The following is a 15614-nucleotide window of genomic DNA, read 5'->3' as shown; positions in this document are numbered from 1 at the left end:
GGGTGGGCGTTAGCCCAGTGCGGAGCGAAGCGAAGCACCGAAGCGAAAGCGTAGCCCGAAGCACGCCGACCTTGCCCACACAAGCGCAGCGAAGTGTGGGCAAGGGCACGCCCAAAAAAATCTTCTTAATCATGTTCATTTTTGTAATCCAATACCGTTGCCTAAGCACAAAAAATTTACTATTCGTTACTTATCTCAAATATTTTTTGTACTTTTGCTTAATATAGTATAACGTATGCTGCTACGTATCATAGGAATTATAGGACTTTTTTTAAGTTTGATGATAACCCTAAGCTGTACCTCTTCTAAAAATAGTGTTAGAGTGCGGCATTTTAGCGCGAACGAACAAGAAATTAAAGACTTTCACCTTTATACTTTTGAATTCAATAAAGAAATTGCACCAGTTGAGAAAATAGGTCAATGGTCTGAAATAGAATATGTACGCTTTACACCTAACATTAAAGGTAAATTCAAATGGATTGAGAGAGATAAGTTAGTTTTTTCGCCCGAAGAGCCCCTTCTACCTGCTACAAAGTACTTTGCAAAACTCACTTCTAAAATTACTGAGAGTACCCCTTATACTCTAAAAGGAAAAAAAGAATTTAGCTTTCACTCTCCTTATTTTGATGTGCTTGAAGTAGAGTTTTTTTGGAATAATTTGAAGAACACAGAATTTATGGTTGCCGCACAAGCTAACATTCGCTTCTCCTATCCCGTAGATCCTGTAAAAATCAAAGACTTCTTAACCATAAAAAAAGACGATAAAACTCTATCTAACTACCAAATCCTAAATGATAAACCCTCTCCTATCATTTCTGTTGCTTTGGGTGATATTCAACGCACAGATAAAGATCAACATTTTAAGATGTATCTCAAAAAAGGATTACCTGCTTACCTGCAAAATAGAAATATCACTCTTAGACAAGAAAAAGTATTCAAAAATGTTTTAAGCGCTAAACAAAATTTAGAAATACAAAACATCTTTGCAGGCACAGAATACAATAATGCTTGGATTGAAATTCATACTAACCAAAGCATTGAACCGAACAGTGCCTCTGATTACATTACCGTTAGCCCAAAAGTAAATTACAAATTGTCAGTTGAGGATAATGTTACTCGTTTGGAAGGTGATTTTCAACCTGCTACGGAATATACGGTTAGTATAAAAGCAGGCTTAAAAGGTCTATACGGGGGTAAATTACACAGTACAAAGACTGAAAAAGTATCTATTGGTAACCTTAAACCTTTTGTAGAATTTGCCAATCCCACAGGCAAGTACTTGTTACGGGAGGGTTTGAAAAATATAGAAATTAAAGTGGTAAACGTACCTGAAATTGAGATAGAAGTTACAGAAATTTATAAGAACAATGTATGGGCATATCTGCATAATCACTACCCTAGCCGATACGGAAAAGGATACACATACGATGAGGAGAATCAAGGCTACCAAACCTTTTATTACAACGACTATTCAACGGAAGTATACCTTCCTTACATAGGGAATTATGGTAAAGTAATTTATACAGAAAGATATAGCACCCAAGCCCCTAAAAATAAAGTGCACTCTGTTGTAATTAACCTTGAAAGGGCTTTGAAACAACGTTTTGAAGGTATTTACGTGCTTTCAGTACGTAACACAAATGATACGTGGAACGAAAAACACAAAATTGTGATGTTCTCTAACTTAGGCGTAATAATTAAAAAGGGCAAAAATGAAATAATGTGCTTTGTCAACTCGATGAAAGATAACACCCCCGTAGCCAACACTAAGGTAAATGTAATAGACAAATACAATCAAACTATTTTGCAAGGTACAACTAATTCGGAAGGTATAGTTGTGTTTGAAAATATTACAGAGCATATTCAAGACCGAGAACCTCAAATGGTTCTTGTAGAGAATGGAAAGGACTTTAACTTTGTACATTTAGATGAAATCTACGTACCTACCGCTCGTTTTGATGTAGGTGGCAAAGAAATTACTCACAATCAATACGATAGCTACCTGTACCCTGAACGAAATTTGTATCGCCCTGGTGAAACAGCTTATTTTTCAGGTATTGTCAGAGATAAGAGAATGAAAGTAGTAAAGGATCTCCCCGTGATATTCCAAGTTCACGATGCACAAAACAAAAAAATAGCCAGCGTTCGCAAAGTATTGAACGAACAAGGTAGCTTTGAAGTAGCTTTGCCTATTCCTGACTATGCTAATACAGGTACGTATACTGCATCTCTTTACACAGAAAGTGAAGACCTTTTGGGTACGTATTCCTTTTTTGTAGAGGATTTTGTACCTGATAAGCTCAAAATTAACACTAAAATTAACCAAGAAATTTTTAAAGCAGGTGAAGAGTTAAAATTAGACGTACAAGCCCTAAACTTATTTGGACCCCCTGCATCAGAAAAGAAGTATGAAGTTGAAGTTCTTTTTAATCCGCAAAAATTTGTTAGTAAAAACTATCCTGATTTTAATTTTTATGCCAAAGTAGAAAAAACACATTTGCCTACTCATATTTACAAAACAGGAACGTTGGACAATCAAGGTAAAACCAACTTCTATTATAAGTTTCCTAAATTACAACGAGTACCCGCAGTTTTGCAAGGTAAAGTACTCACCACAGTTTTTGATGCTACTAACCGACCGAACTCTCAAGTAAATTCTTTCATTTTCTATCCACAAGATTATTATATTGGCATTCAAAAACTAAATTCATGTTACAGTACGCAACAACCTGTACAAATTCAAGCTGTAGCAGTTTCTCCCGAAGATAAAGTAAAAGCAGGTCTACAAATAGAAGCCAAGCTTATTCGGTACGAATGGCATAATGTTTTTCGCCAAACTACTCAAGGTTACGATTATCAAAGTGATAGAAAAGAAATTTTAGTAAAAAAAGAGCAGATTACGGTAAAAAATAGTCCTTTTACTTTTACAGTTATTCCAGACCGTTCAGGGGAATATGAAGTTCGTTTAAGCGCAGTAGGAGATGAAGTAAATTACATTAGCACTGTGTTCAGCGCTTACGATTGGGAAAGCACTACATACACTTCTTTTAAGGCTAATAGAGAAGGCAACATAGATATTCTACCTGATAAACAAACTTACTATGTAGGTCAGCAAGCCAAAATCTTATTCAAAACTCCGTTTGATGGTAAAATGTTAGTTACCATAGAACGCGAGAAAGTGTTGAAATACTACTACCTCACAACAAAAAATAGAACTGCACAACTTTCTATTTCATTAGAAGATAATCACTTACCTAATGTATATGTAGCTGCTACACTGTTTAATAACGCTACTGCAATTAACCAGCAAACATTTTATGTAGCACATGGCTATCAAAACCTTAATGTAGAAAACCCTAAAAATAGGCTCAACGTGCAAATCATTACTCCTAAAAAAGTACAACCTAATAAAACTCAGGAAGTTATAGTACAAACCAATACAAATCAGCCTGTATTTGTTACTTTGGCTGCAGTAGATGAGGGAATTTGCCAAGTTAAGAATTTTGCAAGTCCAGATCCTTATTCAGAATTTTATGGCAGAAAGAAGTTAAATGTAGAGAGCTTTGACTTGTACAAATTGATGTTGAATGAGGTGAATAGGAAACCTGCTATTCCGTTAGCTCATCAAGGTGAGTACGGAAGTGCAAGAGAGGAGTTTAGTGATAAACCTACTTTTAAGGATGCCCGCAAAAACCCCTTCACTGTAAAACGATTCAAGCCTGTATCTGTATGGAGTGGCATTATCGCAACTCAAAATGGTGTAGCCAAGATAAAGGTACCTATTCCGAATTTTAATGGTCAAATTCGTTTGATGGCTGTGGCTTATATGAACGAAAAAATGGGCGCTGCCCAAGATCAAATGTTAGTTGTAGATGATATAGTAGCAACTCCTTCTATTCCTCGTTTCATTGCTCCCCAAGACAGTATAGAACTACCTGTATCTCTTTACAATACTACTCAAACAAGAATAATCCCTACAATATCTGTTAAAACCGAAGGTCCAGTTAAGATTATTGGTAAAAGCACACAAAGTACTTCGGTATCTGCCCAACAAGAAAGCATACTTACTTTCAAAGCTGCAGCTACTACCCAATTAGGTCCTGCTAAAATTATCATAACCACAGAATACAATGGCAAAACTGTTACTGATGTTACAGAAATCAGTGTAAGACCTGCTAGCCCATTATACGTACAAACAGGTTCAGGTCAAATACAAGCAGGAACTACTCAAAATATTACTATCCCTAACAATTATGTTCCTAATACACAACGTTCTACCTTAGTTGTCAGTAAATTTCCTGCTGTACAATTTGCACAGCATCTCAAATATTTAATAGGCTACCCACACGGATGCTTGGAACAAACTACCTCTAAATTGTTTGTAATGTTGTACGCCGAAGATATTATCCGTGCTGCTTGTGGTCAAGAGCTAAAAGGTGAAAATATAAGCTACTACATTAAGCAAGGTATCCAAAAAATAGAAAACATGCAGTTAGTCAATGGAGATTTTAGTTATTGGCAAGGCGCGAACGAGAGTAATTGGTGGACATCTGTATATGCTACTCATTTTCTTTTAGAAGCTCAAAAGGCCGGTTATTCAGTGGATAAAACAGTACTGCAAAAGGCTCTTAGATATGTTGCTAAACGTTCTGCGGAAAATAGTACTTACAGTTACGTAAGTTATTCTTCGGGAGATTATTCTAAACGAAGAGTAAGAAAAATAGCCAACAAAGAAATTATTTATGGTTTGTATGTATTAGCCCTTGCACAGCAAGCTGACTACGCAAGTATGAACTACTACAAAAGCCATCCTGAACTACTGACGAAAGACATGAAATACATGTTAGCAGGTGCCTTTGCATTAACACATCAAAGGAGTGCTATTCAGTATTTGCTTACAGACAAATTTGACACTGAAAAAACGGATAAAAATCTATCTGAAAATTTTGACTCAGATATTAGAGCAGATGCTATTATTCTGTCTGTTTTAGCAGACATAGACCCACACCATTCTGCTATTCCTACTCTTATTCGTAAGTTTGCTGAAGATAAAAATAGTGAGTATTGGAATACCCAAGAACGTGCTTTTGTATGCGTAGGTATAGGAAAACTAGCTCGTACTCAAAGTAGCCAAAATGTTACTGCTACTATCAAAGATGGTGCAGCGGTCTATACTTTTACAGGTAAAGAACTTTCCATTCCGATTAAAAACAACAGTCTAACCATTACCACTCATGGTTCAGGAAGATTGTATTACTTTTGGCACACAGAAGGAATTAGCTATACTCCAATAAAAGAAGTAGATGCAGGATTACAAGTGCGCAGAACGTTTTACGACCGCTCGGGTAAAGAAATAAAAAATACCTTTACTCAAAACGACATAGTCATTTGTAAGATCACAATTTCAGCAGTAGAAGGCAAAACACTTCAAAATGTTGCAATATCAGAGCTAATTCCCGCAGGTTTTGAAATAGAAAATCCAAGATTAAAAGATTTGCCTGAACTAAATGTAAATACAACCGACAAACCTCAATATATGGATGTTAGAGATGATAGATTACTTTTGTACACTGATGTAACAGGTAGTAAAAATTTTTACTATATGTTAAGAGCGGTTACTGTGGGTAGCTTTGCACTTCCGCCCATAGGTGCAGAAGCTATGTATGCCCCTGAATATCATTCGTATCATGGTGCTAAGAGGATTAAAGTCATCTCTCAAATGAAAGGGTAGAAAGCTCAACAGTTTAATCTTGTATAGTTTTACATAAAGGACAAATAAGTTGTGTTCCGTACTTTTTATTCGTTCGTTCTTCTAATAAAGTACAACCACAATTTTTACATTTTTGAACAATAGGTTGGGATTTCATGCTAAAATCGCAATCGGGATAGCGGTTACAAGGATAGAATATACCAAATTTTCCTCTTTTCTCCGAAATAGTTCCAATTTTGCATTTCGGGCAGACGAATGTTTCTGTTTGAGGGGCTATATACGGGCGTGTACCTTTACATGCTTTGGGGTAATCTACACAAGCATAATACTTACCAAAACGCCCTTCTTTGAGTAACATATCTTTACCGCAAAGGTGGCATTTTTCATCAGTAGGTAAAGCTTCTTGCTTTTGAGGTTCGTAAACTTCGCCCTTTTCGTTGATATTTTTAATATTTTTACAATCAGGATAGTTGCTGCAAGCAGCAAACCGACCATTTTTATTCCATCTTTCTACTAAGTAACCTGTTTCACACTTTTCACATTTTATACGGTTGCCTTCTTTATCATTGAGGTAAATTAAAACCTTACCTGTTTTATCTTTATTTTGTTGAGCATCCTTTACTGCCTTTTCTAGCAAATCGTAAAATTTTTGAAGGAATACTTCATATTTCTCTTTACCGTGTGCAATTTCATCTAGTCCTGCTTCCATTTTCTGTGTTAGCTCTTCGTTCAAAAAGCTGTCAAAGCGTTCTTGCAGAAACTTACTTACACTAATACCTAAATCTGTAGGGTAAAATCGGCGATCTTTGAGAACAACGTATTCTCTTTCTTGCAATACATCAATAATAGTAGCATACGTACTAGGTCTGCCAATACCTGCATCTTCCAAAGCTTTGACCAAAGAAGAAGGAGTGTATCTTGCAGGAGGTTTAGTAAAATGTTGTTGAGGATTAAATTTTTGAGGTTTTACAGTATCTTTAACTTTGAGATTTTTAGGTAATTTGCTTGTCCATTCTTTATTATCTTCATCTGCTTGAACATCAGCACCATGCTGCCATACTATTCGGTAACCTTCAAAAACAGGTTTAGTTTCCGTAGTGCGAAAAAGATAAGTTTTTTTCTCATCAGCGCTAACTGTATCTACGGTAGTAACCTCATCTATGGCAGCTTCCATTTGGCAAGCTACTGTTCTGTTCCATATCAGTTCATATAAAGCAAATTGCTCTTCGGTAAGATAAGGTTTAACTAAAGCGGGTTCATTTTTCATACTTGTAGGTCGGATAGCTTCATGAGCATCTTGAATATTTGTGCCTTTTTTAGCTTTTCCAAAAATATTCGGTTGTGTAGGTAAGTATTTCGGTCCGTATTTTTGGCTAATATAATCTCGAATAGCTTGTATAGCTTCATCACTTAGTCGAGTAGAATCAGTACGCATGTAAGTGATTAAGCCCGTAGTTTCTCCGCCAATATCTAATCCTTCATACAGTTGTTGAGCAATAGACATAGTACGTTTTGGGCTAAATCTAAGTACGTTAGATGCGGCCTGTTGTAGCGTTGAAGTAATAAAGGGTGGATAAGGGTTACTTTTACGTGGTTTAGTTATCAGATTCTCTATTATAAAATTATGTTTTTGAATGTCAGCTATGTATTGCTGAATAGTTTCTTGATTTGGAATGCGAAGTTTCTTTTTATCTTCTGTATCATCACCAACAATTTGATTGGAGATGCTATACAAGCGCGCTGTATAAGATTCATTTTCTTGTGTTACAAAAGTAGCTTCTAATGTCCAGTATTCTTGACTTTTAAAGTTTTGAATTTCTAATTCTCTATTGACAATCCACTCTAAGGCAACAGATTGTACTCTACCAGCAGAAAGCCCATAGCGAAGCGTTTTCCAAAGTACAGGAGAGATTTCAAAACCTACTAATCTATCTAGTGCACGGCGTGCCTCTTGCGCTCTGACTAAGTCCATGTCTAGAGCTTGAGGGTTTTGAATCGCCTGTAAAACTGCATTTTTAGTAATTTCATTAAAAACTACTCTGGCAATATTTTTATTTTTCTTTTTTATTTCGTTAGCAATATGCCAAGCAATAGCTTCGCCTTCACGGTCAGGGTCTGTGGCTAATAGAACCTGATCTACCTCTTCTGCGGCTTTTTTTAGCTCATCAATAATCTTTTTTTTGCCTTTAATGATTTCATAGTTGAGTTTGAAGCCATTGGCTTTGTCAACAGCTTGCTCATTTTTAGGTAGATCTTTTATATGTCCAATGGAAGCTTTTACGATATAGTTGCTTCCTAGATATTTATTGATAGATTTAGCCTTAGCAGGGGACTCTACAATCACTAATGTCTTTGGCATAGTGCGCTTAGCTATGAGTACAACTGATTTTGACTGCTCAAAGTTATAAACGAAAATACTTTGGATTGGTTATTTTAGAATAACTTTTTAGCCAGCTTTTTGATTCAAATCGAGGGTAAGTATTTCAAAATTGTGATTAGTGTATATGCAGATATCTGCAGCAATATGTAAAGCTTCTCGTACTATTTCTCTGGCGCTAAGATGAGGTGCATGTTTTTTCAATGCCATAGCAGCGCTATAAGCATACATAGCACCTGAACCAATCGCACAAATTTGATGTTCAGGTTCTAAAACATCTCCTGTTCCTGATATAATTAAGGCTTCTTGTGAGTTTAAAGTTACTATCATTGCTTCTAATCGACGTAAAAAACGGTCTGTTCGCCATTCTTTAGCCAGCTCAATGGCAGCGCGCTTCATGTTATTTTTATATTGAGAAAGTTTATCCTCAAAGCGATCTAACAAAGTAAAAGCATCAGCAGTAGCACCTGCAAAGCCAACTAAAATACTATTTTGAGCTAAAAAACGCACTTTCTTTACATTCGCTTTTATGATAGTATTTCCCATAGTAGCTTGACCATCTGCACCAATTGCAACCTGATTATTATGAATCAGCCCTATTACCGTAGTACTGTGAATTTTTTTCATGGCGTACAAGTATAGGTAAAATCTACTAATCCTTCAAAATTTATTTTGGTCCAAAAACTTAACGAAAACGTCATTTGTAAGTGAGTTTAGTTTTGTACTTTTGAAATGTTTTCAAGGTCTATGAAAACGCTGCTTGTTCTGGCTTGGATATGTTTATTACATCATACTGCTATCACTCAAACTATAATAAAGATAGCAGGTTCGGAAACTATGAAAGACATGTTAGAAGAATTGAGCAAAGAGTACAAAAAAATTAAACCTAACGTTGACATTCTCGTTTCAGGTGGACATACAGAAAGGGGACTTCAACAAATTTTAGCAGGGGAAGTAGACTTATGTGCCATATCCAAAGCACCTTCGGGTAATTTTATCGCTGAACTTAAAGCGAAATACAATACCAATGGAGTAAAAATAGCCATAGCAATGGAGTGCATTGGTGTATTTGTACATAATCAAAATCGTGTTAACCAGCTTACTGCGGAGCAAATTGCAGGTATTTATTCAGGAGAAATTAAAAATTGGAAAGAGCTAAGTGGAGAAGACAAACCCATTTTAGCAGCACGCTTACCTGATGAATCAGGTACTTGTCAGTTTTTCAAAAACAGAATAATGGGAGGTCAAGATTATGATACTAGCATTATAGTAAAAAACAACTCCGCGCAGATAACAGAATGGATAAGTAAAAATCCAAATGGTATTGCTTTCGGTAGATTGGTGGATAAAAAGCCGACTATAAAAGCTATTTCTATCAAAGACTATCACCAATCCAGCTATGTAGAGCCTACCTTAAATAATCTTAAGAATAATACCTACCCCTTATCTCGCCAGTTATTTTTGTTTAGTATCAAAGAACCGCAAGGTGAAGTTAAAGAGTTTATAGAGTGGATAACCCAAAAAGAAACTCAAAAGTTAGTTACTAAATATGGTTTCTACCCTGTGATAGAAGGTATCTTTTAATTACCAGTCAATTATTAAGTTAAGCATTAAAGTTTGAGTACGAAGAGAATCCAGCCCATTACTGAAAGAATTGTTAGTTTCTCGTATAAGTATGTTATTTATGCCATGCGCAAATTTAATTTCAGGTGAAAGTTTTATTTTTTCGCGATAAAAGTCCATCCCGAAGCCTACTACCCCTGCTATATCAAAAGGTTGAGTGCGAATAAGTTTATCTCTGTTTACCTTATCGCTTGCTCTATTGGACATGTCATAGCTGAATAATGTGCCACCTATTAAATACACTCTAAAATCATCATTCCGTTCAGATTTGAACTTTATTTCCAAAGGTAACTGAAATATTGCCGATTCAGAGGTTCTATTGAATGCGGTGTCTCTGGTTGCCCTTTGTTCAAAACGAATAGTACGCTGTTGTAGGGCAAAAGAAGGCAAAGCGCGTATATCTAATAAATTATGTAATTTATAGGTACAAACTAATCCAAAGTGTATACCTGGCCCAGCTTTGACATAAATAGCGTTGAAAGTATCAATTCCATCTGCTCTGCGTATAACAGCGTAATCGGCTACATTTAGCCCAAAAATAAAACCTATTTTGCCCTTCTTGAAATCATAAGGTTTTTTATAAAGAACGCCATTGTAAGTTTTTTCATCTGTATTTTTTTCTTGTAGGGCAACAGTGCTTGCTGTTTGACCATACACCGTACTTACCCACAAAATCAAAGCTACTAAGCAGGCTTTTTGGCGATATAAATTGAGCATATTCCCATTGTTAAAGGTATCCATTTAGTTTGTTGGTAACCAATGGTTTTGCAAATATCTAAAAAATTTTCTCCGTCAGGAAAAACTTTAATAGATTGAGGTAGATAAGTATAAGCAGCTCTATCTTTTGAAAACAGCCAGCCAATAGTAGGTAAAATATGTTCGGCGTAGAAGCGGTAGAATTGCTTTACAGGAAATTTGCGTGGATTAGAAAATTCCAGAACTAGTAAAGTTCCGTTAGGTTTAAGTACGCGATAGATATCAGATAGCCCCTGTGTCAGGTATTCAAAATTTCTCACTCCAAAAGCTACTGTTACGGCATCAAAGCTATTGTCTGCAAAAGGTAAGGATTCTGAATCGCCAAGTGTAAGTTCTATTTTGTCTTGTAATTTTTTTTGCTGTATTTTTTTCTTACCTATTGCAAGCATTTTTTCAGATATATCTATGCCTATAACTTTTTCAGGATTGAGGTCTAAGGCAGCAATAGCAAAGTCTGCGGTTCCTGTGGCTACATCTAAAATTATTTTGGGCTTTTCTTTTGACAGCTCTTTAATCGCTCTTTTTCGCCATTTTTGGTCAATTCCTGCGCTCAAAAAACGATTGAGAAAATCGTATTTCGGCGCAATGTTATTGAACATGTCCGTAACTTGCTTCTTTTTACTTCCTTCACTCGAATATGGTTTTACCTTGACCTCAACTTGCATACTTCAATAACTTTACATATTCTTAATAAGTTGCAAAGTACAAAGATACATTAAATAAACTGTAAAAGCAAGTTTAATCCTACTTTTCCAAACCGACCATTTTTCTCAATGCATGAATTTCCTCCTCTGTCAAAAATCTAAATTTACCCCGAGGTAAGGCTCTTTTAGTCAGACCAGCGTAGATTATGCGATCAAGTTTCTCTATTTGATAGCCTAAATGTTCAAATAGCCTACGTATTACGCGGTTGCGCCCTGAATGGATTTGTATTACCACTTGTTTTTTATGAGTATCTGGAACGTACTCAATATCATCTATTTCTACTAAACCATCTTCCAAAGTAATCCCTTTTCTGATAGCTTCGATATCTGCTTTTTGTAGAGGTTCGCTCAAAGTTACCTTATATACTTTTGGAATTTTGTAAGATGGATGCATCAATCGCTGTGCTAATTCCCCATCATTCGTAAGCAGCAGTAGCCCAATAGTATTGCGATCTAAACGCCCTACAGGAAAAACTCGGTCAGGAGTAGCATTCCCAATAATGTCTATCACTGTACGCCTGCCTTTGGGATCTTTTAAGGTACATAAACAATCTTTCGGCTTGTTCATCAAAATATAAACAAATTTTTTAGGTTGAATTGGCTTACCTTGGTATTCTACTACATCGGTTTGCGGGTTGATTTTTTTACCTAATTCTTTAACCACTACTCCATTAACTTTAATTTTACCTTGTCTTATCAGTTGATCGGCTTCTCTTCTAGCGCATATTCCACAGTGCGCAATGTAACGATTTAGCCGTACTTCGGTTTGAGGTAATTTTTGGAGTCTCTTTAAAGTTTGCATCTGTGTTTTGAGATCGGTAAAATTGGCAGAATTTTGTTTAAGCACTTTTTTTGCTAATTTTCGTATGTTATCGTAGTTACCAAAATTTGAATAAGGATCAAAAGAATTGTCTTCAACTTTATCGGATAAGCTATTGACTGTATTACTCTTAGAGTTTTGATGACCTTTATCTACTTTTTTTAGTTTTCTAACCACAACGGGTTTGTCTTTGGAAGTAGAATTTTTTTTATTACTTGTTTGAGCTATGTTTTTAGTCATATCTTGCATAATTTCCTGTTTCAGTTTATCCTTGTCAAACTTTCTCTCATCAGGAGCAGAGCGGTTACCTTTGAACTTGTTCATATTTTTAATTCTGCAAAGGTACGGTTTTTTGTTTTATGTTTTGTGTTTATGACAAAAAGTCAAGTAGCATACGCATCCTCTTTGACCATAGACATCCGTTAAGTATGACTACATGCAATTATGTTTTTTTATTTTTTGGGCGTGCCCCTTGCTGCGCAAGGGTCGGGGCATTCCGCACGTAGCCCGTAGCACGCCGACCTTGTGGGCATGAGCGCAAGCGAAACGCCCACAAGGGCACGCCCAAACCAAAAAAATCAAATTATCATCCACCCTATAAAACGAAAATGGACTTAATCCAATAAATTATTTTATGCCGTTTTTTGAATAGTCCCAACTGACCTTCATGCAATTGTTTAAACTTTTGAGCTACTTTTTTCTTACCTTTGAGTATGAATGAACAGCCCCGTTTATTTTTATTAGATGGAATGGCGTTAGTGTACAGAGCGCACTTTGCTTTTATCCAAAATCCCCGTAAAACCTCAAAAGGCTTTGACACTTCGGCTATTTTCGGCTTTTGCAACTCTCTATTAGAAGTCCTACAAAAAGAAAAACCCGATTATATCGGCGTAGCTTTTGATACTCACGAACCTACTTTTAGACACGAACAAAATGCTGCTTACAAAGCACATCGCCCCGATACCCCAAAAGAAATTCTGGATGCTATCCCCTACATACACCGAATTCTTGACGCTATGGGCATACCTAAACTCTCTGTACCTGGCTATGAAGCTGACGACGTAATTGGCACATTAGCTAAAAAAGCCGCCCAACAAGGCATAAAAACTTATATGATGACCCCCGATAAAGATTTTTGTCAGTTAGTAGAAGAAAACATTATATGCTACCGCCCAAAACGAGTAGGTAATGAAATTGAAATTTTAGATATACAAGGCGTAATTGATAAATTTGGCGTACCTCCTGCCCAAGTCCCTGACGTGCTTGGACTATGGGGCGATAACGTAGATAATATCAAAGGTATCCCTGGCATCGGCGAAAAGACAGCAAAAAAACTTATCCAAGAGTATGGCTCTGTTGAAAATCTTATTCAAAACGCAGATAAACTCAAAGGTAAACTTAAAGAAAACGTCATTCAATATGCACAACAAGGTTTAGAATCTAAACAATTAGCCACCATTCGCACAGATGTACCTATTGAATTAGAATTAGACAAACTCAAAGCCTCCCCTTTCAATCAAACAGAACTCAAAGCTATTTTTGAAGAATTAGAGTTTAAGACTTTGTCTAAAAGGCTATTCGGCGAAAAGGAAAATGTTCAAAAGGATTTATTTGGAAATGTAGTAATTCCAACTTCCACAAAAAGCAAGCCCAAAACACAAAGTATTTCACCTTCTTTATTTGAAAATACAAGCTCTCCCTTGCAAAAAAATACAATTCATGATACGCCCCATGAATACATTATCATATCTGATGAACAAAAATTGAAAGAATTAGCTTACGAACTTTCTATTCAGCCTGCTTTTTGTTTTGATACCGAAACTACTTCTACCTACACACATAACTGTGAATTAGTCGGAGTAGCTTTCTGCTTTGAAAAACATAAAGCCTATTATGTTCCTTGTAATGCAGAACTGCCCTTAAAAACCATTCAAAAATATCTAAAACCCATTTTTGCCGATGAAACCATTCTCAAAATAGGGCACAACCTCAAATTTGATATTCAAGTTTTACATTGGCAGGGCATACCTGTAAAAGGACACTTTTTTGACACTATGTTGGCTAATTATCTCATTCAGCCTGAAATGAAGCACACTATGGACATGCTTTCAGAAACTTATCTCAACTATGTACCCATCTCTATTGATACTCTGATTGGAAAAGGACAAAAACAAATTTCTATGGCAGAAGTACCCATAGAAAAAGTAGCAGAGTATGCTGCCGAGGATGCAGACGTTACTTGGCAATTATATCTGCACTTATCACCTAAGCTGCATGAAAAAGAAGTTTATTCTCTGTTCAATGAAGTAGAAATGCCGCTTATGCCTGTTTTAGCCCAAATGGAGATAGCAGGTGTTTTGATAGATGTAGAATTTTTGAAGCAGTATTCACAAGTTTTAGAAAAAGAAATGGAGCAGTTAGAGAAAGAAATACAAGACTATGTAGGAATACCTTTTAATCTCAATTCGCCACGGCAGTTGGGGGAAATGCTTTTTGAAGTGCTTAAATTGGACAAAGGAGAAAAAACCAAAAAAAGCGGTCAGTATGCTACGGGAGAGGAGATTTTAGAAAAATTAGCCCTGAAATTGGATATAGAAGCCGCAGAGCAAGGAAAAAGCATAGTTAATATTCCCCGCAAAGTATTAGAGTACAGAGAGTTGGCTAAACTAAAATCCACATATATAGATGCTTTACCCGAATTAGTTAATCCGAAAACAAATCGTGTGCATACTTCTTTTAATCAAGCGGTTGCCGTTACAGGTAGGTTGAGTTCTAACCAACCAAATTTACAAAATATTCCTATTCGGACTGAAAAAGGTAAAGAAATTCGTAAAGCTTTTATTGCTCCTGAAGGTTACGTTTTACTTTCTGCGGATTATTCTCAAATAGAGTTGCGTATTATGGCATCTATGAGTGAAGATGAAAGTTTAATTCAAGCCTTTTTGGAAGGGCAAGACATTCATGCTTCTACGGCGTCCAAAATTTTTAATGTGGATATAGATAAAGTTACTCCTGACATGCGTAGAAAAGCTAAAACAGTCAATTTTGGAATTATTTACGGAATTTCAGCACATGGCTTATCGGAACGATTGGGGATCCCACGTAAAGAAGCTGCTCAAATTATTGAGAGTTATTTCACGCAGTACCCTAAGGTAAAAGCTTTTATGGATGCGATGGTCAATTATGCTCGTGAGCATGGATATGTACAAACTTTGTTAGGTAGAAAGCGGTATTTGCCTGATATTCTCTCTGCTACACCTGCAGTTAGAAATTTTGCGGAGCGAAATGCTATCAACACGCCTATTCAGGGTACAGCAGCAGATATGATAAAAAAAGCCATGATTAACATTGCTGCGGCGCTCAAATCCTATCAAACGAAGATGCTTTTGCAGGTTCATGACGAACTTTTGTTTGAAGTGCCTGAACATGAGGTAGATATTGTCAAGCCAATTATAGTTAGAGAAATGAAGGATGCTTTACAGTTAAAAGTGCCTGTAGAGGTAAGTGTAGGTATAGGAAAAAATTGGTTAGAAGCGCATTAGGATTATTTTTGGGCGTGCCCTTGCCCACACTTCGCTTGCGCTTGTGTGGGCAAGGTCGGCGTGCTACGGGCTACGCTAACGC

The 15614-nt window shown here is 36.4% G+C and carries 10 protein-coding genes; 4 read left to right on the top strand and 6 right to left on the bottom strand.

Annotation, left to right across the window (positions count from 1 at the left end):
- Together NZ519_05560 and NZ519_05555 are read left to right on the top strand one after the other, a co-directional pair.
- A partial coding sequence (locus tag NZ519_05560) for a hypothetical protein (GenBank protein ID MCS7028215.1) occupies positions 1-227 on the top strand: 227 nt, incomplete at its 5' end.
- 8 nt (positions 228-235) lie between these two features.
- Positions 236-5731, top strand: a complete 5496-nt coding sequence (locus NZ519_05555) for an MG2 domain-containing protein (protein MCS7028214.1) — start codon at positions 236-238, stop codon at positions 5729-5731.
- 13 nt (positions 5732-5744) lie between these two features.
- Here the strand turns inward: NZ519_05555 and topA are convergent, their stop codons facing one another.
- Positions 5745-8069: a type I DNA topoisomerase gene (topA, locus tag NZ519_05550; protein MCS7028213.1), complete on the bottom strand. Its 2325-nt coding sequence runs from the start codon at positions 8067-8069 to the stop codon at positions 5745-5747.
- An 87-nt stretch (positions 8070-8156) separates the two neighbouring features.
- Positions 8157-8714 (bottom strand): ATP-dependent protease subunit HslV, encoded by a 558-nt coding sequence (hslV, locus tag NZ519_05545; protein ID MCS7028212.1) that lies wholly within the window; start codon positions 8712-8714, stop codon positions 8157-8159.
- A gap of 120 nt (positions 8715-8834) precedes the next feature.
- Here hslV and NZ519_05540 point away from each other — a divergent pair, with 120 nt between their 5' ends.
- Positions 8835-9671, top strand: a complete 837-nt coding sequence (locus tag NZ519_05540) for a phosphate ABC transporter substrate-binding protein (GenBank protein ID MCS7028211.1) — start codon at positions 8835-8837, stop codon at positions 9669-9671.
- On the opposite strand, the gene NZ519_05535 is transcribed toward NZ519_05540, so the two are convergent.
- The 4 genes from NZ519_05535 to NZ519_05520 form a co-directional block, all read right to left on the bottom strand.
- Positions 9672-10451, bottom strand: coding sequence for a PorT family protein (locus tag NZ519_05535; GenBank protein ID MCS7028210.1), 780 nt, complete (start codon positions 10449-10451; stop codon positions 9672-9674). It abuts the gene before it with no gap.
- On the bottom strand, positions 10394-11131 hold the full coding sequence (ubiE, locus tag NZ519_05530; protein ID MCS7028209.1) for a bifunctional demethylmenaquinone methyltransferase/2-methoxy-6-polyprenyl-1,4-benzoquinol methylase UbiE: 738 nt from the start codon (positions 11129-11131) through the stop codon (positions 10394-10396). Before ubiE ends, NZ519_05535 begins: the two co-directional genes overlap by 58 nt.
- Positions 11132-11210: 79 nt before the next feature.
- Entirely contained in the window at positions 11211-12314 is a 1104-nt protein-coding gene (locus tag NZ519_05525) for an rRNA pseudouridine synthase (GenBank protein ID MCS7028208.1), read from the bottom strand.
- Between the two features lie 118 nt (positions 12315-12432).
- Positions 12433-12558, bottom strand: a complete 126-nt coding sequence (locus tag NZ519_05520) for a hypothetical protein (protein ID MCS7028207.1) — start codon at positions 12556-12558, stop codon at positions 12433-12435.
- Between the two features lie 145 nt (positions 12559-12703).
- Between NZ519_05520 and polA the strand changes: the two genes are divergently transcribed.
- Complete coding sequence (polA, locus tag NZ519_05515; GenBank protein MCS7028206.1) at positions 12704-15532, top strand: DNA polymerase I; 2829 nt, start codon at positions 12704-12706, stop codon at positions 15530-15532.
- Positions 15533-15614: the final 82 nt, after the last annotated feature.

Source organism: Bacteroidia bacterium, from assembly GCA_025056095.1.
Classification (GTDB): domain Bacteria; phylum Bacteroidota; class Bacteroidia; order JANWVE01; family JANWVE01; genus JANWVE01.
This window is presented reverse-complemented; position numbering and strand designations above follow the sequence as displayed.